Source organism: Lysobacter sp. 22409, from assembly GCF_052045105.1.
Taxonomy (GTDB): domain Bacteria; phylum Pseudomonadota; class Gammaproteobacteria; order Xanthomonadales; family Xanthomonadaceae; genus Lysobacter; species Lysobacter antibioticus_B.
The window spans coordinates 204,000-226,598 of record NZ_JBQEOE010000002.1 but is presented as its reverse complement, the minus strand read 5'-3'; the positions used below and the strand labels follow the sequence as shown (position 1 = coordinate 226,598).

Annotated in this window: 18 protein-coding genes and 1 pseudogene; 9 read left to right on the top strand and 10 right to left on the bottom strand. The window is 68.7% G+C overall.

The annotated features are described in order from the left end of the window. Window positions 1–84: 84 nt before the first annotated feature. From ACTJJK_RS02050 to ACTJJK_RS02035, 4 genes are all read right to left on the bottom strand, one after another. A complete protein-coding gene (locus ACTJJK_RS02050; RefSeq protein ID WP_223620043.1) occupies window positions 85–909 on the bottom strand; it encodes a gamma-glutamyl-gamma-aminobutyrate hydrolase family protein in 825 nt (274 codons plus the stop codon). 11 nt (window positions 910–920) lie between these two features. Further along, window positions 921–2,051 carry a carboxylate-amine ligase gene (locus tag ACTJJK_RS02045; RefSeq protein WP_440729328.1) on the bottom strand — a complete coding sequence of 377 codons (1,131 nt, stop codon included), beginning with the start codon at window positions 2,049–2,051 and terminating at the stop codon, window positions 921–923. A 132-nt stretch (window positions 2,052–2,183) separates the two neighbouring features. Next, on the bottom strand, window positions 2,184–3,044 hold the full coding sequence (locus ACTJJK_RS02040; RefSeq protein WP_440729327.1) for an AraC family transcriptional regulator: 861 nt from the start codon (window positions 3,042–3,044) through the stop codon (window positions 2,184–2,186). A gap of 188 nt (window positions 3,045–3,232) precedes the next feature. Continuing rightward, window positions 3,233–4,294 carry an oxidoreductase gene (locus tag ACTJJK_RS02035; protein ID WP_440729326.1) on the bottom strand — a complete coding sequence of 354 codons (1,062 nt, stop codon included), beginning with the start codon at window positions 4,292–4,294 and terminating at the stop codon, window positions 3,233–3,235. A gap of 271 nt (window positions 4,295–4,565) precedes the next feature. Here ACTJJK_RS02035 and ACTJJK_RS02030 point away from each other — a divergent pair, with 271 nt between their 5' ends. Beyond that, the gene (locus ACTJJK_RS02030; RefSeq protein WP_440729325.1) at window positions 4,566–5,846 is read left to right on the top strand and encodes an MFS transporter; all 1,281 of its coding nucleotides are present in this window, start codon (window positions 4,566–4,568) and stop codon (window positions 5,844–5,846) included. Window positions 5,847–5,876: 30 nt separating this feature from the next. Here the strand turns inward: ACTJJK_RS02030 and ACTJJK_RS02025 are convergent, their stop codons facing one another. Then, window positions 5,877–6,563: a TetR/AcrR family transcriptional regulator gene (locus ACTJJK_RS02025; protein ID WP_440729324.1), complete on the bottom strand. Its 687-nt coding sequence runs from the start codon at window positions 6,561–6,563 to the stop codon at window positions 5,877–5,879. Window positions 6,564–6,639: 76 nt separating this feature from the next. Between ACTJJK_RS02025 and ACTJJK_RS02020 the strand changes: the two genes are divergently transcribed. Continuing rightward, entirely contained in the window at window positions 6,640–6,996 is a 357-nt protein-coding gene (locus ACTJJK_RS02020) for a darcynin family protein (RefSeq protein ID WP_440729323.1), read from the top strand. Window positions 6,997–7,043: 47 nt separating this feature from the next. Here the strand turns inward: ACTJJK_RS02020 and ACTJJK_RS02015 are convergent. Together ACTJJK_RS02015 and ACTJJK_RS02010 are read right to left on the bottom strand one after the other, a co-directional pair. Continuing rightward, a pseudogene (locus ACTJJK_RS02015) lies at window positions 7,044–7,535 on the bottom strand (YgjP-like metallopeptidase domain-containing protein); the annotation flags it as partial. 79 nt (window positions 7,536–7,614) lie between these two features. After that, the gene (locus ACTJJK_RS02010; protein ID WP_051884230.1) at window positions 7,615–9,441 is read right to left on the bottom strand and encodes an extracellular catalytic domain type 1 short-chain-length polyhydroxyalkanoate depolymerase; all 1,827 of its coding nucleotides are present in this window, start codon (window positions 9,439–9,441) and stop codon (window positions 7,615–7,617) included. 187 nt (window positions 9,442–9,628) lie between these two features. Here ACTJJK_RS02010 and ACTJJK_RS02005 point away from each other — a divergent pair, with 187 nt between their 5' ends. Next, the gene (locus ACTJJK_RS02005; RefSeq protein ID WP_031369979.1) at window positions 9,629–10,315 is read left to right on the top strand and encodes a hypothetical protein; all 687 of its coding nucleotides are present in this window, start codon (window positions 9,629–9,631) and stop codon (window positions 10,313–10,315) included. A gap of 79 nt (window positions 10,316–10,394) precedes the next feature. On the opposite strand, the gene ACTJJK_RS02000 is transcribed toward ACTJJK_RS02005, so the two are convergent. After that, window positions 10,395–11,873 (bottom strand): phospholipase D-like domain-containing protein, encoded by a 1,479-nt coding sequence (locus ACTJJK_RS02000; protein ID WP_440729322.1) that lies wholly within the window; start codon window positions 11,871–11,873, stop codon window positions 10,395–10,397. Between the two features lie 355 nt (window positions 11,874–12,228). On the opposite strand from ACTJJK_RS02000, the gene ACTJJK_RS01995 reads away from it, so the two are divergent. The 3 genes from ACTJJK_RS01995 to ACTJJK_RS01985 all read left to right on the top strand — a co-directional run bounded on the left by ACTJJK_RS01995 (window position 12,229) and on the right by ACTJJK_RS01985 (window position 16,803). Beyond that, window positions 12,229–12,453 (top strand): DUF6229 family protein, encoded by a 225-nt coding sequence (locus ACTJJK_RS01995; protein WP_200875773.1) that lies wholly within the window; start codon window positions 12,229–12,231, stop codon window positions 12,451–12,453. Window positions 12,454–12,695: 242 nt separating this feature from the next. Then, entirely contained in the window at window positions 12,696–15,533 is a 2,838-nt protein-coding gene (locus ACTJJK_RS01990; protein WP_440729321.1) for a type 2 lanthipeptide synthetase LanM family protein, read from the top strand. A 49-nt stretch (window positions 15,534–15,582) separates the two neighbouring features. Continuing rightward, on the top strand, window positions 15,583–16,803 hold the full coding sequence (locus ACTJJK_RS01985; RefSeq protein WP_440729320.1) for a glycosyltransferase: 1,221 nt from the start codon (window positions 15,583–15,585) through the stop codon (window positions 16,801–16,803). A gap of 866 nt (window positions 16,804–17,669) precedes the next feature. Here ACTJJK_RS01985 and ACTJJK_RS01980 read toward each other — a convergent pair. Both ACTJJK_RS01980 and ACTJJK_RS01975 read right to left on the bottom strand, forming a co-directional pair. Then, window positions 17,670–19,106, bottom strand: a complete 1,437-nt coding sequence (locus ACTJJK_RS01980) for an MFS transporter (RefSeq protein ID WP_440729319.1) — start codon at window positions 19,104–19,106, stop codon at window positions 17,670–17,672. Next, window positions 19,103–20,098 (bottom strand): NADP-dependent oxidoreductase, encoded by a 996-nt coding sequence (locus ACTJJK_RS01975; protein ID WP_051885231.1) that lies wholly within the window; start codon window positions 20,096–20,098, stop codon window positions 19,103–19,105. Before ACTJJK_RS01975 ends, ACTJJK_RS01980 begins: the two co-directional genes overlap by 4 nt. Before the next feature lie 71 nt (window positions 20,099–20,169). Here ACTJJK_RS01975 and soxR point away from each other — a divergent pair, with 71 nt between their 5' ends. The 3 genes from soxR to ACTJJK_RS01960 all read left to right on the top strand — a co-directional run bounded on the left by soxR (window position 20,170) and on the right by ACTJJK_RS01960 (window position 22,370). Beyond that, a complete protein-coding gene (gene soxR, locus ACTJJK_RS01970; protein WP_051885232.1) occupies window positions 20,170–20,649 on the top strand; it encodes a redox-sensitive transcriptional activator SoxR in 480 nt (159 codons plus the stop codon). 88 nt (window positions 20,650–20,737) lie between these two features. Beyond that, window positions 20,738–21,247 carry a DUF1993 domain-containing protein gene (locus ACTJJK_RS01965; protein WP_031373179.1) on the top strand — a complete coding sequence of 170 codons (510 nt, stop codon included), beginning with the start codon at window positions 20,738–20,740 and terminating at the stop codon, window positions 21,245–21,247. A gap of 565 nt (window positions 21,248–21,812) precedes the next feature. Further along, entirely contained in the window at window positions 21,813–22,370 is a 558-nt protein-coding gene (locus ACTJJK_RS01960; RefSeq protein ID WP_440729318.1) for an Ig-like domain-containing protein, read from the top strand. Window positions 22,371–22,599 lie beyond the last annotated feature (229 nt).

The following is a 22,599-nucleotide window of genomic DNA, read 5'->3' as shown; positions in this document are numbered from 1 at the left end:
GACACCAAGTTTGCGATGGCACTTGTTGCGCTCGTATCGGAACACCCAGCTACCCACGAGTGCCTTGGTCGCAGCAAGTACGACTCAGGCCGCTTCGGCCTGCTCGCGCTGGCGCGCCGCTTCCATGAAGGCCATCAACAAGGGGCGCCCCGGCAACAGTTCGGGAAAGCGCTGGTCGTGGAACTCCGGGTGCCACTGCACGCCGACCACGAAGCCGGCGCCGGCGCTGCGGATGCATTCGGGAATGCCGTCCTCCGACCAGGCTTCCACTTCCAGGCCCTCGCCGAGGCTCTTGATGCCCTGGTGATGGATCGAATTGACCTGTGCCTGCGCCTGCGGGTACAGCTCGGCGAACCAGCCGCCCTCGCGGATCCGCAACGGGTGCGCGTGTTCGTCGTAGCGCGCCGGAATGTAGTGCTGATTGCGGGTGGCGCCGCCGTCGACCAGGTCCTGGTAGAGATTGCCGCCGTGGGCGACGTTGATCAGCTGCATGCCGCGGCAGATGCCGAGCACCGGTTTGCCGGCCTCGATGAAGGCGCGCAGCAGGTTCAACTCGAAGCGGTCGCGTTCCGGGTCGGTAGTCATCAGCATTTCGCTGGGGCGCTCGCCGTAGGCCTGCGGGTCGATGTCGGCGCCGCCCTGCAGGATCAGGCCGTCGAGCGAGCGCGCGTAATCGCGCACCGACAAGTCGGTGGCCTGCACTTCGCCCAGGGCGTCGACGGTCGGGATCATCACCACCAGCGCGCCGCTCGACATGACCCAGTGCGCCATCGATTGTTCGAGGTATTGCAGGGTTTTGTTGCGGAAGCCGTACGCCGGCGGCAGGTTGCGCATCAGGCGCGGCGACAGGCCGATCAGCAGTTTGCGGGCGGGCGCGGGCAGGGCGGGGTCTCGGTCGTTCGCGGACATGATCGCGGGCCTCAGGCAGCGGGTACGGTGGTGTGCAGCAGCCAATCGACCACCGACTTCAGCGCTGCCGCGCGGGTCGCGCCGCCGTCGCGTTGTTGGCGGTACAGCGCCAGTTGCGCATGCGCGCTGGTACCGCGCGCCAGGATGTCGTCGATCGAGGCCAGCGCCTCGGCGCAGTCCAGGGCTTGCGCGTCCTCGCGGCAGAGTGCGCGCAAGCGCTGCAACTGGGCCAGCGCCGGCTCGGTGTTGCCGCGTTCGTCGATGAACTCGGCTTGCAGGCCGAAGCGTTTGGCGCGCCAGCGGTTTTCGTCGATGATCCGGCGTACGGTGGCGTTGCACGGCGGCGCCTCGGCCGGATGCATGACCAGATGACGCATCAGGCAGCGATACAGCGACGCGATCGCCAGGCTGTCGTCCAGGTGCGTGCAGGCATCGGCGATGCGCAACTCGACGGTCGGGAAATTCGGCGAGGGCCGGATCGCCCACCACAGCGAACTCGCGTCGGCGATCGCGCCGGCGCGCACCAGCACCGCGGCGAAGGCGTCGTAGTCGGCTTCGCTCTCGAAGAAGTCCGGAATGCCGGTGCGCGGCCATTCGTCGTACATGGCCTGGCGGTAACTCATCAGGCCGGTGCGCAGGCGGTCCCAGAACGGCGACGAGGTCGACAGCGCCAGCAGCAACGGCAGCCACGGCATCGCCCGGTTCATGACCCGAACGCGGTCGACGTCGTCGGGCAGTTGCACGTGCACGTGCAGACCGCAGACCAGGCTGCGCCGCGCGACGACCTGGAAATCCTCGACCAGGCGCCGGTAGCGCGGCTTGTCGGTTTCGCTCTGTTCGCGCCACAGGCCCAGCGGATGGGTGCCGGCGGCGAGCAGGGCCAGGCCATGTTCGTGGGCGAGCGCGGACAGGCCGCGGCGCAGGCCACCGAGTTGGCGCCGGGCCTGGCCGACGTCGCACAGGATCGGCGAGGCGATTTCGATCTGCGCCTGTAGCAGTTCGCTCTCGATGGCATCGCCGAACTCGGCGCGGGCCCGCTTCCACAAACGCGACGGCACCTGCGAGGCCAACAGCCGGGATTCCGGGCGGACCAGGAAAAATTCTTCCTCGATGCCGAAACTGTAATCGCACTGCGCGCTCATCGCGGATCGTTCCGCGACTGCGACGGGGTCGATGTCGTCATGGCCCCAAGGTAACGCCCCGGATGTAAGCGCGAGTTGAAGAGAGGCGGCCGGCGCGCGCGGCCGCCTCTGCTCGGGACTCTGTTCGAGGGCTTACTTCAAGGGCAGGCAGATCGCGGTCTTCCATTCGGCCGGCGGCAAGCTCGAGGGGTCGTTGAGGTATTCCTCGTACACCGGCGCGTCGCCGGCTTCCTCGAAGCTCGCCGGCAACCATTGGCAGAACAGCCAGTCGTAGGCGCGGTGCAGTTCGTTGTAGGGGCCGGTGTGCACGACCACGGCATGACGGCCGCCGGCGATTTCGACCCAGCGCATGCCCTCGCCGAGTTCGGTGCCGCCGGGCACCGTCAGGCAGGCGTCCGAGCGCAGTTGGTCCTGCGGCGTATCGGCCGGGCTGTCGTAGTAGATGCCGAGGCAACGCGTGTCCTGGCGCATCAGCCCGCGCGGGCCGGCCCAGGCGTACAAGGCGTGGAAGGTGTTGCCGATGGCTTGGTAATCGCCGGCGTGCGGCAGGGCGACGGTGCGGATCGGGGCGAGGGTGATGATTTCGGCGCTGTACATCAGGCTCTCCAGGGTCGGGTCGAAGGCTGCGCGCGATAACGCGGGCAGGGCGGCACGACGCTTGCGGAACGCGGCCGGCGCACAGGCGTAGGTGGCGCCGAATGCGCGGGTGAACGCGGCCACGCTGCCGTAACCGGCGCGGCCGGCGATCTGGCCGATGCTGTGTTCGGTGGTCAGCAGATCGTTGGCTGCGCGATGCAGGCGCAGCCGGCGCTGGGTGCTGGCGATGGTCTCGCCCATCAGGCCGTGGTAGACCCGATGGAAATGGAACGGCGAGAAATGCCCGGCTTCGGCGAGTTGGGCCAGCGTCAGCGGCTGGTCGAGCCGGCTCGACATGAAGGCGACGACCTTCTCGATGCGAGCGCTGTAGTGGTCGAAGGTGCTGCTGCGGTTCAAGCGGGGCTCCGGTGGCGTCGTGCCGGGCCAGTCTGGGCCGGCGGACTTGATCCAGGTTGCGGATTTGCGGGAAGCGCCCCGGCCGGGGCGGGAGACGGCGATCGTCCGCGATGCCTGGTCGTCGCGTCGTGGCGGCAGCGAAGTTTCCGCCATCGAGCACGCAGCCTGGCTCCGGCGAAGGCGGTGCTTCAGACGAAACCGGCGCGTTCGCTGTCGCTCAAGGCCGGCGCCACGGCGCGAGCGGAGGCCGAGGATTCCACCGCCGCTTCCAGCACCGCCATCACCGCGATCGCCTGCGCCGGCGTCACCGGATTCTCGCCGTGGCCGAGCAGCGCATCGCGCACCGCCATGTAGTAACGACGTTGGTCGCCGGCCGGTGTAGGCAAACGGCGGACGCCGTCGCCCTCGTGCAGGATCAGTTCGTCGTCGTCGCGGCCCCAGTCGGGCGCACCCGGGCGCATGCCCGACAACAGCTGCGCTTCCTGGCGGTCGGCCAGAGTCTTGACCACGCTGCCGCGGGTGCCGTGCACCAGGAAACGCGGGCTGCCGCCGGCGGCGAGCATGCTGCCGTGCAGGATCACGCGGCGCGTGCCGTATTCGAGCACCGCATGGGCCCAGTCGCTGACCTGCGCGCCGGGACGCTGGGTCGCGAGGCTGGCGATCACCCGCTCGGGCAAGCCGAACAGGTGCAGGGCCTGGTCGACCAAGTGCGGGCCCAGGTCCCACCACAGCCCGCTGCCGGGGCCGGCCTGTTCGCGCCAACGTTCGCGCACCTGCGGCCGATAGCGGTCGATATGCGACTCGAAATGCGCGACCTCGCCCAGCAGTCCGTCGTCGATGACCTGCCTGATGCCGAGGTAGTCGCTGTCCCAACGGCGGTTCTGGAATACCGACAGCAGGCGTCCGTGCTGGGCGGCCAACGTGGCCAACCCGCGCGCTTGCGCGAGGTCGAGGGTGAAGGGCTTGTCGACCACCACGTGCTTGCCGGCGGCGAGCGCGGCGCGCGCGAGCGGTGCGTGGCTGTCGTTCGGCGTGGCGATGACCACCAGATCGGCGCGCGCATCGGTCGCCGCAGCAAAGGGATCGGCGAGCACCGCGACCTCGGGGTGATCGACCTGGACCTTGTCGGCATCGCGCGAACCGACCACGCTCAGGCGCAGGCCCGGCGTCGCCGCGATCAGCGGCGCATGGAAGGTCTGGCCGGCGAAGCCGTAGCCGATCAGGGCGACGCGGATGGAGGGTGCGCTCATTGCCGGGACTCGTGCGGGGGATGCGGACACCTTGCCGGATCGGCGCGTGTGCGGCCACTGGGGGTTCGGGTCAGTCGGGTTGCAGGCTTTGCCAGAACGGCGCGGCCGCTCGCGGCGGCCGGATATCGGCGCGATCGGGCGCAGGGCGGTCGCGGCTCGACCAAAGGAAATCCCTGCGGGACGCCGCTCCAAGCCTGATATTGCGTGGCGGCCTCGCCTGCGAGGGCCCGGATCGGGTAACAATTCACCGGTCCCCAGGTTGGAAAACGCAATGAGCGCAGCCGCACCGGCGTCCGCCAATTCCCCGTCCCGCGTGCTGTTCGCCAGCCTGATCGGTACCACCATCGAGTTCTTCGACTTCTACATCTACGCCACTGCGGCGGTGTTGGTGTTCCCGAAGCTGTTCTTCCTCTCGGCCGATCCGGCCTCGGCGACCTTGCAGTCGCTGGCGACCTTCGCCCTGGCGTTCTTCGCCCGCCCGGTCGGCTCGGCGGTGTTCGGCCACTTCGGCGACCGCGTCGGGCGCAAGGCGACCTTGGTCGCGGCGCTGCTGACCATGGGCTTGTCGACGGTGGCGATCGGCCTGTTGCCGACCCATCAAAGCATCGGCATCGCCGCGCCGATCCTGTTGGCGCTGTGCCGCTTCGGCCAGGGCCTGGGGCTCGGCGGCGAGTGGGGCGGTGCGGTGCTGCTGGCGACCGAGAACGCGCCGCCCGGCAAACGCGCCTGGTACGGCATGTTCCCGCAGCTCGGTGCGCCGATCGGCTTCTTCCTGTCGACCGGCATCTTCCTGTTGCTGACCGACACCATGGGCGACGAGGCCTTCTTCGCCTGGGGCTGGCGGGTGCCGTTCCTGGCCAGCGCGGTGCTGGTGTTCGTCGGCCTGTGGGTGCGGCTGCGGATCAGCGAAACCCCGGCGTTCCAGCGCGCGATCGATCATCACGAACGCGTGCGCCTGCCGATGCTCGAGGTGCTGGTCAAGCATCCCGGCGCCCTGGTCGCCGGCACCTTCGCCGCGCTCGCGACCTTCGTGTTGTTCTATCTGATGACGGTGTTCGCGTTGAGCTGGGGCACCTCGCAACTGGGCTATTCGCGCGAGCAATTCCTGCAACTGCAACTCGGCGGCGTGTTGTGTTTCGCCGCGACCATCCCGTTGTCGGCGATGTTCGCCGACCGCCGCGGCCGGCGCCTGGCGATGATCCTGTCGACCCTGGCGATCCTGTTGTTCGGGATTTTCTTCGCGCCCTTGTTCGCGACCGGCAGCGCCTGGGGCACCTTGCTGTTCCTCGGTCTGGGCCTGGGCATCATGGGCCTGACCTACGGCCCGCTCGGCACCATACTCGCCGAGATGTTCCCGACCCCGGTGCGCTACACCGGCGCTTCGCTGGCGTTCAACCTGGCCGGCATCTTCGGCGCGTCGCTGGCGCCCTACATCGCGACCTGGCTCGCCGGCCGCTACGGCCTGGCCTATGTCGGCTATTACCTGGCGGCCGCGGCGGCGCTGACCCTGATCGCCTTGCTGGCGGTGCGCGAGGATCGCAGCGCGGTTTGATTCGCGGTCGATGATCGACGCCCTGCGGCGCTAGCGCGCGCTGCCAGGCGGGTCCTTGCGCTTGCGCGTCTTCGCGATGGTATCGACAGCGCGCGGCGGTCCCAGATAGCCGAACACCGCGTGCAGCACGCGCCGTTGCAGCGGCGCGGCTTCGGTCTCGCCGCGTTCGCCGGCGGCATCGACCAGGCTGCGCACGATGGCGATGCTGTCCAGGGCGAGGATCTCCGCGGCGGTGGCGCCATCGCCGACGACGACGGGCGCGTCGGGCCGTTGCAGTAGGGCGAGCACGCAGCTTTGCGCGGCACGGTCGACCTGCAGGTCGCGGTCGCGCAGCGGCAGGCGCCGTTCCTCGAAATCCAGCAGCCGCGCCAGGGCCGGCCGATGCAGTTGATGGGCGATCGCCGCGCGCACCAGAGCGACGACGCCGTCGGCATAGCTCGCCTGTGCCGGCACCGCGGCGAGGTCGGCGAGCAGGGTGGCGGTCTCGCGATCGATCAGCGCCGCGGTCAGCGCGTCCTTGTTGGGGAAGTATTGGTACAGCGAGCCGACGCTGACGCCGGCGCGCTCGGCGACGGCGTTGGTGTTGTACGCCGGCAGGCCGCCGCGTTCGAGAATGCGAGCCGCCGCTTCCAGGATCGCCGCGACGGTTTCGGCGGCGCGGCTTTGGCTGGGTTTTTTACGCGGTTTCAGGTTGGTTTTGCGGCGCGGCGAGGGCATGGCGAATGCGAGTAGTGAATGTGAGTAATCGCTCATATTGTGTTCTCACTTTCCCCGCAACGCCAACGAGAACCTCATGAGCGAGCAACAAGAGACCTTCCCCCTGACCGTGTTCATGCTGGTCAAGACCCAGCCGGAATGGCTGGCCTTCGACATCGACACCCGCTTCCGCCTGCTCGAAGAACAGGTTGCGCCGATCCTGCACAAGCACCGCGACGAAGTGAGCCTGCGCTTCTACGACATCGAGTTCTACAACGCCCGCGTCACCGATATCTGGCAATGGCAGGCGCGCAGCCACCATGCCTACGAACTGGTGGTCGAGGCGCTGCGCGAAACGCCGTTCTGGGACCGCTATTTCGCGATCGTCGAGATCCTGCCGGGCGTCGAGAACGCCTATGCGAGCAATTACGGCCGGACGCCGCTCGCGGCCTGAGCGTCGGCGCCGTCGGACGCCGCGGCGCCGGCTTCGCGCCGGGTCGCGGCTTCCAGTTCGAGCTGGGTCAGGTACAGGCGCAGGTCGAACTCGTGCTGGTGATAGTCCGGGTTCATGTGCGCGCACAACTGATAGAAGGGCTTGTCGTGGTCGCGGTGCTTGAGATGAGCCAGCTCGTGCACCGCGATCATTTCCAGGAACTCGGCCGGCGCATCGCGGAACAGGGTGGCGATGCGGATCTCGCGCGCGGCCTTGAGCCGGCCGCCCTGGACGCGCGAGATCGCCGTGTGCGTACCCAGCGCATGCCGGACCACATGCAGCTTGTTGTCGTAGATCACCTTGTTGAGCGGGTCGCTCTTGCGCATGTAGCGGTCTTTGATCTGGACCACGTACTCGAACAAGGCCTTGTCGTCGCGCACCTGGTGGCGGCTGCTGTAGCGGTTGCGCAGCACTTCGCCCAGGCGCCCACTGTCGATCAGCGCGCGCACCTGGTTCAGCACGCGCTCGTTGTAGCCGCGCAGGTAGCGAAGGTCGTCCATGCGCGAACGATACGGCAAACCCGTCCCGGGCCGCGAGACCGGGGTCGAGGCTGCTTCGGCGCCGGCGCTGAATTGGGACTCAGGGCCGGTATTCGACCCTCAGCTTCGCGCTCGCGCCGCGGTCGATCCACAGGTAGTGGGTAGCGCCCGGCGCCTGCTCGAAACGCAGGCGCAACTGGGTGCGGCCGCCGCGGTTGAGCGCATTCAGGCCGGCCGCGCTGAATGCGGTGCTGGTCTGGCGGCCGCCGCTGAAGCGCGCGAGTTCCGCCACCGCCGTTGCATCGGCGGCGGCCGAATAGTCGCCGGCTTCGATGGTGCAGGCGCCGAAGCAGCCGCTGCGCGCATCAACCAGCAGGCGATTGCCGGCCGGCTGGCTCCAGGGATCGCCGTAGGCGCTGCGATAGGCGACGCTGAGCGAGGTGGCGACCACGGTCGCGCCATCGGGCAGGGCCGAGGTATCGAACGAGAGCAGGCTGCGGTTGTATTTGCCGTCGCTGCCGCGGCCGATCGCCAGGCCATAGCTCGCTTCGAGCGTGCCGACCGCGGCCGCGCCGGCGTCGGCATTGGCCTTGACGTAGCCGTCGTTGGCGTCTTCGTTGTCGAATTCCATCACCAGGGGCGGTCCGCTGGTACCGCCGCTGACCTCGACCTGGACTGCGAGCGAGACGGCGGTGTTGCCGGTCACGTCCTCGGCGCGCGCCTGCAGATGGTGGATACCGTTGCTGACGGTGCTGCTGTCCCAGCTCGCCGCATAGGGCGCTTCGCCATCGCTGGCGAGCAGCGCGCCGTCCATGAGGAAATCCACGCGCTCCACGCCGACGTCGTCGCTGGCGTTCGCGCCGAGGGCGACCACGCCGCTGACCGAGGCGCCGTTGGCCGGCGAGGTCAGCGCGACCTGCGGCGGATTCGCGTCCAGATCGTCCAGCCCCCAGAAGCGGCCGATGTAGTAGCTCGAACACAGGTTGACATCGAGCACGTAGGCGCCGGCCGTGCCGCACTGGCTTTCGCCGCTGCCGGGGTCGACCGGCGTGCCGTGGCCCATGCCGGTGATCGAGTAGGTTTCCACGCGCGGCTGCCCGGCGGCATCGCGATAGACCTTATGCGGATAGCCGGCGACGCTGTCTTCGACGTCGGCGACCGCGTCGATGCCATGTACGTTGGTCCATTGCTGCAGACTTTCGGCTTGATTGGCCGGACGCACGACGTAGTCGGCGTCGCCGTGCCAAATCGAGACGATCGGCCAGGGGCCGGCGTGGCTGCTCGCGGCGCGCACCTTGTCGCCCCATTGCGCCGGGGTCAGGTCGGTGCCGGGCGACATGCACGAAAACGCCGCGCTCGAACCGAGCGCGCAGCGGTAGGGAATGCCGGCGACGATGGCGCCGCCGGCGAATACTTCGGGGTAGGTCGCCAGCATCACCGCGGTCATCGCCCCGCCCGAAGACAGGCCGGTAACGTAGACGCGGTCGGCGGCGCCGGCGTGATCGCTGCGCATGCGCTCGATCATCTGCCGGATCGACAAGGCCTCGCCCTGGCCGCGCGTGCTGTCGCCACTCTCGAACCAATTGAAGCAGGCGTTGGCGTTGTTGGCGCTTTGCTGCTGCGGCAGCAGCAGGGCGAAATGCCAGCGCTGGGCGAGCAACTCCCAGCCGGTTTCGGCGTCGTAGCTGGCCGCGTTCTGGGCGCAGCCGTGCAGGGCCACGACCAGGGGCGCATCGGCCTGCAATCCGGGCGGCACGTATTTGTACATGCGCAGATTGCCCGGGTTGCTGCCGAAGCCGGTGACTTCGGTCAAGGCCAGAGCCGGCGTCGCCGCGCACAGCGCGCCGAGGGCGAGGGCGCAGCCGGCGATGCGCGCGGCGGTGCGATACGGACGCAGGCGCGCGGAGGGAAGGTGCGAAGCGAACATGCGGTCGACTCCCTCGCCGGTAGCGAGTCCGGCGTGGCCGCAGTGGGCCACTGCGGACCCGCGCGCGCCATCGTCCGATGGGGCACATTGCGCTGCAGCACGGGGCCGCGCCGCTGCGTCGCGGGCTGGGCGATACTGCCGCGGGCCGCGATCGCGCGGCCGCAGATGCCGATCCGGAGCGGTCCACATGCACTACCTGTCTCAAGACCTGGCGTGGGTGATCGACGGCTTGCCGCCGTTGGCCCTGGCCAAGCCGCATTTCCTCGCCGCCATGCTCGCCGCGGGCGAAGAACATGCGCCGGTGCTGGCCGAATACCCGCAGGCCCGGCATGAAGATCTGGAGGCGTACTACCTCAGCCTGCGCGGTATCGGCGCTCTCGACGAAGATCTGCTTCACGACCTGCTGTTCGCACATTCCTTCCGCGAGCTGGCCTGCGGCGCCTGGCTGGCGGCCTTGGCGCCGCAACCGTCGTATCGCCGGTACCTGCTCGACGCGCGCGATCGCGCGCCGCATCAGCAATACCTGATCGATCTGGCCCTGGCCATGCTCGACGGCGAAGGTCGCGACCGCGGCGAATGGCCTTGCGATGCGCAGACCTTCGCCGACACGCAGCGTATCCGCGCCGCGCTGGATGCCTTGCCGAGGCCCGCGGTGCCGCTGCGTCGCGCACCTGCGCCGTCGCTACAGCAGCGTCTGCAGGAAGAGGACCAACGCATCCGCGAGCTCTACCGTCGCGAAGGCAGCGCCGCGGCGCTGGCGGCGATGAGCGGCAGCGCTACGGCGTTCTATCGCATGGACTATCCGGCCTGGCATCGCCTCGGCTGTCCCGGCCTGGAGGAGTTCCTGGCCGGGCAGGGCGGCCGCGACGCTTGAATTCGCCGCACGGCGCGGTTGCCGACGGCCGCGACTGCATCAGGGTGAGGCGTTCTCGCGCCCTCGTTCGTCGCCGCCGTCAGTAGCTCGACAGCCCGCTGGCTTCGCCGAAGCGGTACCAGAGTTTGCGCCAGCCGGATTCGTCGGCGTAGGCCGCATAGTCGACGCTGATGCCGCGGTGGTCGCCGTTGCCCCAGCTCTGCTCGAAATAGCCCGCGGCCTGGCGCGCGACCGGCGCGTCGGACTCGGCTACGACACGCACGCTGCTTTCCAGGTTGTAGTCGTCGAGATTGCGGCGGGTGTAGTTGGCCGAGCCGGCGATCAGTTCGATGCGGCCGTCGCGGGCGGTCTTCAGCAGCAGCTTGGCGTGGCATTGCTCGCCGTGGGTGTCGCACCAGCGCAGGGGCACGCCGGCGGCCTGCAGTTCGCTGGCGACCTGGCGATTCGGCACGCCGTCCTTCTTGCGCCCGAACGCGTCTTCGTTGGGATCGAGCAGCACGCGCAGGGCGACGCCGCGTTTGTGCGCGGCGACCACGGCGTGGACCAGGTCGCGATGGGAGAAATAGAACACCGCGATGTCGATGCGGTCGCCGCCGCGCGCGCCGTCGATGGCGGCGAGCAAGCCGTCGCGGATCTTGGCTTCGGTCAGCAACTGCACGCGCGGCGCCGAGGTCGTGTCGACGATGGTCGGCGGCGGCGCCGCGACCGGCAGGCCTTGCGGCCAATGCCCGTGCGACATCGCCACCACTGCGCGTTCGCTCATCAGCACGTCGAGCGCGGCGGCGCCGCGAAAGCGCAGGGCGATATTGCCGTGGCGGCTGCTGCCGTCGTGCGGGTTGGCCGAAGACACCAGGGCGGTCCAGCCATCGCCCTCGTCGACGACCAAGGTCTTGCGATGGTTGGCGTTGAGGTTGAACAGAGCGAACCAACTGCGCAGGGTGACCTTGCCCGACCCGAACGGATTCGCCAGCCAGCCGCCCTGCGCGTCGTTGCCGGCCCAACTGCAGCACAGATGCCACAGCCCCGACCAGGTCGGGTTCGGCGTGCGCAGGCGGCGCAGGTCGGTGATCACCACTTCCACGCCGGCCGCGCGCAAGGCCTGCAATTGCGGCGATTCGAGACCACCGTAGACGGTGTTGATCGGATCGGTGATCAGCACCGCGCGCAGTTGCGGCACGGCGCGTTTGCGCGCGATCAAGGCCGCGCTGAGTTCGTTGCTGAGGCGGCGGTGCCGCAGGTTGCCGGCATCGGCGCCGAAGTCGTTGAACAGGAACAGGTCGGCGACCACGCCGCGCTGCGCCTGGCCGATCAGGCGTAGGGTTTCGTCGAATATGTGTTGCTCGGCGAGCCTTTGTTTGGCGCCGTCGACCCAGCTGACGTCGGTCAACAACTCGACGTTGTCGGCCGAGCGCAAGGGCCAGTGCTGGCTGATGCCGGGCGGCAAGGGTTTGTAGACGTGATAGACGCCCGTCGCCAACCAGGCCAGCGCGAATACGGCGAAGGCCGAACGCAGCCAGCGGCGTCGACGGGGGGCGGGCGGATCGAGTTCGATGTTCAAGATATTCCTGTCGGCTGGCGCCGTGCATTCCGTGACGAAGTTATAGGACTGGACATGCGGCGTCGGTGTCGCTCGGCATCGATGCGGCGCGAGCCCCGCGACGACACCGCGATGCAGGGTGCGGCATGGCCGGTCAAGGCGAGGTCATGCGCAATCCGATGGTGCATTGCAGCGGCGTAATTGACAGTTGACATCGGCCGGTCCGAGCGCGCAGCGTGTCGGCGCGGAGTTGAGGCGACGGGGTTCGATGGCGGCACGTTATCGCTCCGGAGCAAAGGGCTTCGCTTACGTTCGACGTCAACGATCGGGACCGGCCCAGGCTCGGATATCGATGAACGGATGTCCGGGATGGACTGTGACCGATTTCACTTATGTTGTGAACAAGGAGAAGTTTATGCAACAGATCGACGACATCGTTTCGGGCTGGCTGAATGGTGCGGAAGGCGGCATGGAAAATCCTGCCGGCCCGCTGTACATCGAAGGCACGTCCGCGACCGAAGCCGCGTTGACCGACAGCAGCCTGCCGCTGTGGACGCGTTGCAGCAGCTGTAGCGCTTCCGGCGGCGGCCAGTGCTGCTAAGCCGTAGCTGAAGGGCTCGCTCCCGATGCGAGTCGGGAGCGAGTTTTTGCGGCCGGCGGCGACGATCAGGTCCGCGGCCGCCATCGCCACCACGAGCCCGACCCCACCGCGCCGCCGCGCATCGATAGCCGCGCGGAGCAACGCCTGCGTGCCGAGCGACGGAGCGTCGCCGCTGCAGCGCGTGCCGCGCCGGCCGGGCTCGTGTTTGCTTCCCATCGATCCAGGCAGGATGCGTCGAACCGATGAGCGACACCCGTAGCGGCGAATCGTTTTTACCGATCATCGAGATGTTCACCGCCGACGCGCGCCGCGCGCTCGGCGCGAGCCTGGAAGCGCTGGCGCCACGCCTGCACGGCGACGAGATCGCCTTGCTGCGTCAGGTCGGCGAACAAGGCCTCAACGACAACGCCCGGCTCAAGATCAGCCGCACCCTGTTGCTGGAGCTGCACGCGGCCAGGCTTGGCGGGCAACTCGACGCCGAGGACGACGCCGGCCAGTTCGCCCAGTTCATCGCCCTGGCCACGCAGGCGGAGTTCGAGCCGCATCTGCGCCGCCGCTATCCGGCGCTGCACGGGCGCCTGCAGCGCTCGCTGGAATTGCAACGCCTGGCGCTGGAATCGCTGGCGGCGCGTTTCGCCGCCGATCGCGAGGCTTTGTCGGCATTGCTCGGCCGCCCGGCCGGTCGCTTGCTCGCCCTGCAGCCTGGCGAGGGCGATCTGCACGACGGCGGCCAGACCGTCGCCCGCCTGACCCTGGAAGGCGGGCGGGTCATGTACAAGCCGCGCTCGTTGAAGATCGACCTGGCGCTGGACGCTTTCCTCGCCCAGGTCTTCGCCGACGATGCGCAACGCATCAGGGTGCCGCACGCGCTCGACCGCGGCGCCTACGGTTGGGCCGGTTTCGTCGAGCACCGTTACTGCGACGGCGACGACGAACTCGCCGGCTTCTATCGCAACCTCGGCCATTGGCTGGCGGTGATGCAATTGCTCGGCGGCACCGACATCCATCAGGAAAACCTGATCGCGGCCGGGCCGGTGCCGGTGGCGATCGACGTCGAAAGCCTGTTCGCGGTCGAGATCGAAGCGCCGCCGTCCGGGCGCGGGCATGCCTTCGACCTCGCCTCGGAACTGATCCGCACCTCGGTGCTGCGCACCGGCATCGTGCCGTTCCGCGCGCCCGCGCTCGGCTTCGGCGGGGTCGACATTTCCGCGGCCGGCGCCTTGCCCGGCGAGCAGCCGCAGATCCGGGTGCCGTCCATCGCCGACGAGGGCACGATGCAGGCGCGGCTGGCGGTGGTCAGCGCCGACTTCGGCCAGTCGCAGAACCATCCCAGCCCGCATCCGGACGTGTCGCGTTATTGGGACCGCATCGCCGACGGCTTCCTGGCCGCGACCGCGCGCCTGCGCGCGCTCGATGCGCAGGCTGCATTGGCCCCGTTGTTGCAGGTGTTTCTCGGTTGCCGAGTGCGCGATATCCGCCGCCCGACTCAGGCCTACGTCGAGATCATGCGCATGCTCTGGCATCCGGCCTCGTTGCACGACGAGCCCAAGGCGATCGAGCGCGCCCGCGACATCCTGGCGCGCAATGCCGCGGTGCTGCCGATCGCGCCGTCGGCGCCGGCCGAGATCGACGGCGAGATCGACGACATGCGCCGCGGCGACGTGCCGATCTTCGTCGCCCCGCTCGATGCCGCGCGCATCGAGGAGGCACTGACCCACTGGCGCGGCATGCGCGTCGAGCTGGAAGAGCTGACCATCCGCAGCGCCCTGGTCACGGTCGACCTCAATCAGCGCCTGGGCAAGAACGAACGCGTACGCAGCGACATCGTCGCGCGTCATCCGCACGCCGAACGCCTCGACGCGCGCCGCCGCGCGGTGGCGGCGCGCGCGGTCGAACAACTGCTGCAACTGGCGGTGCGCGGGCGCGACGGCACCGTGACCTGGATCAGCCCGGTGCTCGGCGACACCGGTTGGGTGACGCGTCCGCTGCAGGCCGACCTCTACACGGGCCTGGGCGGAGTGGCCCTGGCCCTGGCCGGTTATCTGCACGAAGTCGGGCAGGGCCGCGCCGACCCGGTCGAAGGCACCGAGGCCGCGCTCGACGGTGCCATCGCGGTAATGCGCGCGATCGAAGCGCAGGACCGGCCGAGCACGGTCGGCGGCATGATCGGCTTTGGTGCGCAGGTCTGGACCTGGGTCGCGCTGCACGATCTGTTGCGGCGGCCGCAGATGTTGGAGTGGGCGGTCGAGCGTGCCGAGGCGATGGCCCTGGCCGGCTTCGACGGCGACCAATACCTCGACCTGCTCGAAGGCGCCAGCGGCAGCATCGTGCCCTTGTTGCAACTCGCCGAAGTGCATGCCGACCCGCGTTGGCCGGCGTTGGCGGCGCAGGCGGCGCGTTATATGGAAACGCAGGCGATCGTCGACGAACGCGGCGCGCGTTGGCCGTCGACGATCTTCGCCGAGCCGGTCGGCGGTTTCGCCCACGGCGCCAGCGGCATCGGCTGGGCCTTGACCCGGATCGGGCTCAGCGAGGCCGGCGATGCCGACGAACGCGCGCGCTGGCTGGCGCTGGCCGAGCGCGCCTTCGCCTTCGAGGACAGTCTTTACGACGACGCGGCCGGCAGTTGGCTCGACGCGCGCGTGCCCGACGAACGCCAGTTCCTGCATGCCTGGTGCCACGGCAGCGTCGGCATCGGCCTGGCCGCGAGCGATCTCTATGCCCGCACCGGCTCGTCGCGGCATCTGCGCACCCTGCGTCGCGCTGCCGCCGCGGCCGGCCGCGACGGCTGGGGGCTGGGACATACGCTCTGCCACGGCGATCTCGCGCTATGGGAGCTGTTGACCCGTGCCGCGCGCCTGGACCCGGAGGGCAGCGCCCAGACCGACCCGGTCGAGCACAGCGCCCAGATCGTCTCGGCGATCGAGGAACATCGCGGCGCGGTCGGCAGCCGCGCCCGTGACGCGTTCACCCCGGGGCTGATGACCGGCGTGGCCGGCGCCATCCATACCCTCAATCGCATGCACCCGCAGTGCGGTCTGGCCTCGCCCCTGCTGTTCGAGCGGCATGCGCCGGCGTGAGCGTCGCGGCCGCCACAAATCCGTCATGAGCGAGGCCTAGGCTGGCAGGATGAACATCCTGATGCTGTCGGACGTGTACTTCCCGCGGGTCAACGGCGTGTCGACCTCGATCCGCACGTTCGCCCAGTCGCTGGCGCGCAGCGGGCATGCGGTGACCCTGGTCGTGCCCGACTACGGTCCCGGCAGCGGCCAGGAACTGCACGACAGCGACGAATTCGAGATCATCCGGCTGCAGGCGCGGGTGATCTTCTTCGATCCCGAAGACCGCCTGATCCGCGCACCGGAATTGCGACGGATTCTGCCGCAACTGGCGCAGCGGCACTGGGACGTCATCCACATCCACACGCCGTTCCGCGCCCACCGGCTCGGCGTGCAATTGGCGCAGGCCAGCGGCCGGCCGACGGTCGAGACCTACCACACCTATTTCGAGGAATACATCGGTCACTACCTGCCGTGGGCGCCGGCGCCGCTGCTGCGCTTCGTCGCCCGGCGCGTGTCGTGCACGCTCTGCCACGGCGTCGACCACCTGATCGTGCCGACCGCACAGATGGTCGAAGTGCTGGATCGCTACGGCGTGACCACGCCGTCGACGGTGCTGCCGACCGGCATCGACCTGGCCGAATTCGCCCGCGGCGACGGCGCGCGTTTCCGCGCCGAGCACGAGATCGACGCGCGGCGGCCGACCATCGTCACCGTCAGCCGGCTCGCGGTGGAGAAGAACATCGCCTTCCTGCTGCAGGTGGCGCGCCGCCTGGTCGCCGATTTCCCCGAGCTGATGTTCATCATCGCCGGCGAGGGGCCGGACGCGGAGCGCCTCAAGCGCCTGTCGAAGGAGTACGGCCTGGAACGCAACGTGCGTTTCTTCGGCAACCTCGACCGCCGCACCAGCCTGCTCGATGCCTATTGCGCCGGCGATGCCTTCGTGTTCGCTTCGCCGACCGAAACTCAGGGCCTGGTGTTGATCGAAGCGATGGCGCTCGGCGTGCCGATCGTCTCGACCGCGGTGATGGGCACGGCGACGGTCCTGCGCGGCGCGCGCAGCGCCGTGGTCAGCGAGGAGAACGTCGAAGCCTTCGCCGGGCACCTCGGCGATGTGCTGCGTTCGCCGCAGCGCCGCGCCGAACTGTCCGCGGCCGGCCCGCTCGACGCGCGAGCCTGGAGCACCGAAGGCCTGATGGAGCAGGTGGTGGCCTTGTACCAACGCCTCGCCCAGGCCAAACCCGCCTTGATGACCACGACTTCGACCGCGGCGACCGAGTTGTCGCGCTAGGTTTGGCGTGAGGCCGAAACCGAGACCGAGACCGCGCGGTCGCGACTGATGTCGCTCCTACAGAGCTCCTGTCGTTACCGTCGCACCTGCCGTAGCCGTAAAGATTTTGCCATTGCCATTGCCATTGCCATTGCCGTTGCCGTTGCTGTGCGTCGCTTCGCACTAGCGAGGGCAACAGAAGACCCGGAGGGCGGCGCGCAGGGATGCGCGCCGTTTTTCATTGGGACAGGGATGTCCCGTATGAAAAATCTCTGCGTCGGCATCGCTCGTGCGGGCTGGTGATTCAAAGAAAAGCATTTTTCTTTGGTTACCTTTCTTTTGTTGCTTATGACAAAAGAAAGTAACCCGCCGCTTTAGTGGCGGAAGCTTTTGGCGTTTGATCTTGTTTCTTTAGAAGCCTGAGCAAAAAGCAGAGCTTCCGTCCGCTGACGCGGCCGGGTTACTTTCTTTTGCTAAGCCCAAAAGAAAGGTAACCAAAGAAAAGGGCTCTCCTTGCAAGGGCACAGGCCACGAGTGCGATGCCGACGCCGGGATTTTTCGATAGGACATCCTTGTCCTATCGAAAAACGCCGCACGTCCTGTGCGCCGCCCTCCGGGTCTCCACTTGACCGGTAAAGCAGCAAAGCAGCAGAGAAGATCAAAATCCCGGCAACGGCAACGGCAACGGCAACGGCGTCGTGGTTGAGACAGATATCCATCCCGGCCGGTGATACTGGCCGAACCAACGCGGTCGCGGCTCGCGCCGCTCCTGCGCTGGCGAAAGTGCGCCGCTTCGATGGGCGACATCTGCCTTGCTGACTCAACGCGTCCCGTGGTCGCGGCTCACGCCGCTCCTGCAGGGGGATTCGCCATGGACCCGACCCGATTCACAGCGCCGCCCTGGCCACCCGCACCCGCGCCGCCAGCACCAAGCCCAACAAGGCCAAACCGAGCGCAATGCCGAACCCGCACAGATAGGCCAGGGTATGCGAGTGCGTCATGAGTGCCGCGAACAGTGAGCCGCCGACTGCCAGCGCGGTGGCGGTGAAGATCGCATCGCCGAGATGCAGCGCCGAGGAGTTCACGCCCTGCTGTTCGGGCGGCGACAGTTCGAGCATCAGCACCGACAGGGTCGGGTAGATCAGGCCCATGCCGAGGCCGGCGACGATCCAGCCGGCGACGCCGAGCGCGAGCGGCGCCTGGGTCCATACCAGCGCCGCGATCGCGATCACGCCGAGCGCGACCATCGCCATGCCGGCCTGCAGGAAGCGCTGCGGCGCCGCCGCGACCGCGGTGCGTCCGCGATACCAGGAGCCGCTCGACCAGCCGACCGCGCCCAGGGTCAACACCAGCCCGGCCCAGGTCGGCGACAGCCCGCGTTCCTGCGACAGCAACAGTGGGATATAGGCCTCGGTGAGGAAGAACGCGCCCGCGCCGATGCCGCGCAGGGAGACCACCGTCGGCAGGCCGCGTGCGGCGCGCAGGGCGCCGCGCGGCAGCAAGCGGGATGCCGCCAATGCCAGCGCAGCGAGCGCAGGGACCAGCACCGCCCAGGCCAGCCAGCCGCGTTGCTGGCCGCCGTAGTGGAGGGCGAGCAAGCTGGCCGTGGTCAACAGCGCCCACAGCAGACGTGTGCGTTGATCGTTGCCGGCATCGGCGCCGCCGGCGGTCGGGCCGAGCTTGCGCAGCGACGGCAGCACCAGCCACGCCGCCAACACCGCGACGATCGGCACCGACAGGAACACCCAGCGCCAGCCGGCGTGCTCGACGATCGCGCCGCTGATCGCCGGGCCGACCACCGCCGGCACCACCCAGGCCGCGGCGAACGCGGCGAAGATCCTGACCCGCAGTTGCGGCGGATAGACCCGGCCGACCACCACGTACAGGGCGACCGAGATCAATCCGCCGCCGAAGCCCTGGATGACGCGGCCGGCGATCAGCCAGCCCATCGACGGCGCCAGTCCGGCTGCGATCAAACCCAGGGCGAACCAGACGATGCCCTGGCGCAACGGGGCGACCGGCCCGCGCGCATCGGCCCAACGGCCGGCCGCGACCATGCCGACCACGCTCGCCGCGAGGGTGCCGCCGAACGCGAGCGCATACAGCGCCAGACCGTCGAGCGCGCGGGCGACGGTCGGCATCGCCGTGGTCACCGCCAGGGCTTCGAAGGCGACCAAGGCCACCAGCGCGACCGCGCCGATGGTCAGGCTGCGGTAACGCGGCGCGTACAGACTTTCCGGAACCGCAGCCGCTTCGTCGTGAGTCGGCGCCAGGCCGAGGCCGGCATCGGCGAGCGGGCGTTCGAGTGCGCTGGCGTCGTTCATGCGCTGTGCTTCGTCTCTATCGCTTCGTAGACCATCAACACGACCTTGCCGCGGCCGTGACCGCGTTCGACCGCGCGATGCGCTTCGGCGGCGCGGGTCAGCGGGAACATTTCGCGCACATGCACCAGCAGGCCGTGGCGCACGTGCATGGCCATCAGCTCGCGCAGATGCGCGCGGCTGCGTTGGCTGCGCAAGGTGCGCAGGCCGAGACGCCGGGCCTGGTCGGAGTCGCACAAGGTAGCGATGCGCGAGGGCGCGGCGCCGAGCGCCAGCCAGCCCTCGTGGACTTCGCTGCCGAGCGCGTCGAAGATCGCATCGACGCCCTGCGGCGCCAGTGCGCGGGTCTGTTCGATGCCTTCGCGGTCGTCGAGCACCGGTTGTGCGCCGAGCGAGCGCAGATAATCGTGATCGTTGGCGGCGGCGCTGCCGATCACCTGCGCGCCCCAGGCCCGGGCCAGTTGCACCGCGACGCTGCCGATGCCGCTGGCGGCGCCATGGATCAGCACGGTGTGGCCGTGTTCGACGCCGAGCACGCGCAAGGCGCCGAGCGCGCTCTGGCCGGTCGAGGGCAGGGCGCCGGCGACCGCCCAGGACATCGTCTCGGGCTTGTGCACCACTTGTTCGGCCGGCACGGTCAGCACTTCGGCATAACTCATCGCCACGGCCCAGCCGAGCACTTCGTCGCCGACTTCGAGGTCGCGTACGCCGGCGCCGACCTGGTCGACGATGCCGGCGAACTCGTTGCCCAGGCGGCGCGGAAACGCGTGCCCGGCATCGGCGGCGCCGATGCCGCGGCGCAGGGCGATGTCGCTGGGACGCACGCCGGCCGCGCGGACGCGGATCCGCACCTCGCCGGGGCCGGCCTGCGGCATCGGCAGTTCGATGGCGTGCAGGACTTCGGGCGCGCCATAACGGTCGAATACCACCGCCTTGACCTGCGGCGGGACGGGCAGGGACGTCGTGGTGCGTTCGTAAGCGTGGGTGGGGGCCATGGCTTGACGTCGAAATGAGACCGAGTGCAGCATAGAACCTCAATATAAGTTGAGGTCAATAGCCGATGAGTATGACGATGGAGCTGACCGTGGGCCAGGTCGCGGAGCGCTCGGGCGTGGCGGTGTCGGCCTTGCACTTCTACGAGTCGAAGGGCCTGATCCACAGCCTGCGCACGGCCGGCAACCAGCGCCGCTACAGTCGCGACACCTTGCGCCGCATCGCCATCATCCGCGTCGCCCAGCGCGTCGGCATGCCCCTGGCGACCATCCGCGAGGCGCTGGACACCTTGCCGGACTCGCGCGTGCCGACCCGCAGCGACTGGTCGCGCTTGTCGGCCACCTGGAAGGACGAGCTCGAGCAGCGCATCGCCAACCTGACCCTGATGCGCGACACCCTCGACCAGTGCATCGGCTGCGGCTGCCTGTCGATCGACCGTTGCCGGCTGGCCAACCCCGACGATACCTGGGGCGACCAGGGGGCGGGCGCTCAGCGTTGGGCGGCGGCCTTGCAGCAGGTCAAACCGCGCCGCCGCGCCAAGTCGCCGGCGTGATGCCTGCGCCTGCCGCCTCGGCGCGGCAGGGCAGCGGACACGCCGCCGTCGTACCATGGCGGCTTTCCCCTGCACGAATCCCGCCACCATGCCCATTTCGATGTATTCCGCGTCCGTCCCGGTGCTCAAGCAGTTGCTCGGCAGCCTGGCCGAGATCCTGGCCCGTACCGAAGCCCATGCGACCGAGCAAAAGATCGACCACGACGCCTACCTGCAGGCGCGTCTGTTCCCTGACATGTTCCCCTTGTTGCGCCAGGTCCAGATCGCCTGCGACTTCGCCAAGGGCGTGAGCGCGCGCCTGGCCGACGTCGAGGTGCCGGTCTACGACGACAAGGAACGCAGCTTCGCCGAACTGCAGGCGCTGATCGCCAAGACCATCGCCTTCGTCGACGGCCTCGAGCCGGCCCTGTTCGAAGGCGCCGAAGACCGCGAAGTGGTGCTGCGTGCGGGCACGCCGAAGGAACGCCGCTTCGGCGGGCACGACTATCTGGTGCACTACGGCCTGCCGCAGTTCTTCTTCCACGTCACCACCACCTACGCGATCCTGCGCGGCCACGGCGTCAACATCGGCAAGCGCGATTTCATGGGGAAATATTGAGGCGAACCGCATGGCCTAGCGCGCGATAGCGCCGGTCATGCATAAGTTAGGCATCGCCGTCCATGGTTCGACCCTCGAAGGCCCGCATCCGCGGGCCTTCGTCGTTTGCGATCCAATCGCCTTGGGGGTGGCTTCATAGGGTAGGAGCGGCGCAAGCCGCGACCGCGTTGTCGCACGCGCGAACGTCTCGGCGAACAAGCGCGAAATCGCAGCGTCTGCGACGAGGGTGTGGATTATCCGACAGGCTGTATCGCACGACGCCCTCCCGGTCGTTGCACGGCCGTCGAAAACCCCGTTGTTCGCGAACCGGAGCGAAGCTCTCCGGCCTGGGTGCGTCGCCACGGATCAACGAAATTCCACTCGCGTCTTCCACCGTCTCGGCCTCTGCGACGCCTGCCTGCGATCATGCTTTCCCGGTGGCGACAGGAGGTCGCAAGCGGGTCCGGACAGGGCGATGCAGGAGAAGGATCCCCGGTCGCCATAGCGATCGAACATCGATCCAGCGCAGGCAGGCGCGGTCCGGAACAGACGATAGATCCGTTTCCATTCAGACCAAGGAGTAGGCATGTTGTGCAAGAGTATCCAGGGGCCCGTCGTACTGTGCCTGACGCTGCTCGCGAGCAGTGCCGGTGCGTTCGGCGCCCCGAGTTCGAGTTCCAACCACGGCTTTGCGCGCGACGCGCACAGCGAAACTTTCATGTCCAAGCGCAGCGATGAGCTGCGTCCGTCGACGCCGATGTTCACCCAAGCCGGCTTCGGTCACGCCGACGGCCGTCATCCGATGGTCCTGGTCGAAGACAGCGTGCGCGGCTTCAAGCGTTACGAACCGCTGGCCGCATCCGATCTGGTCACCAACAGCGTCGACGGCGCGACCTCGACGGTCGCCTTGCGCGGTTCGATCGGCAGCGGCGCCTCGTTGAGCTACAGCATCGTCGAGGCACCGAGGCACGGTGCGGTGAGCTTGCAGGACGGTCAGGCGACCTATACGCCCGATCCGGATTTCGAAGGGGTCGATACCTACACCTATCGCGTCCATGCCGGCGATGCCAGCGTCGATGCAGTGGTGGCGGTGACCTCGATCCGCGGCCGGGCACTGCCGCCGAGCGCAGCCGCCGCCTTGTAGGCGCGGCGGCAGGGTTTTGCCGCTGTCGCGACCGACCTCGCGGCGGCGACGCAGGTACCCCCAGAAGGGGTAGGGGACGGTTTCCCGCGCCACGCGCGAAAGCCGACAACGCAGCCTCCAGGCCTACGTCCGCGCAGATAGCGCGGCGGGTCCGCCGATCACCGCGTCGTGGTGGTGACGGCAGGGGCGCGTCTTCCCCGGTGTCGACCGGTCCGCGGCGTCCGCCGGC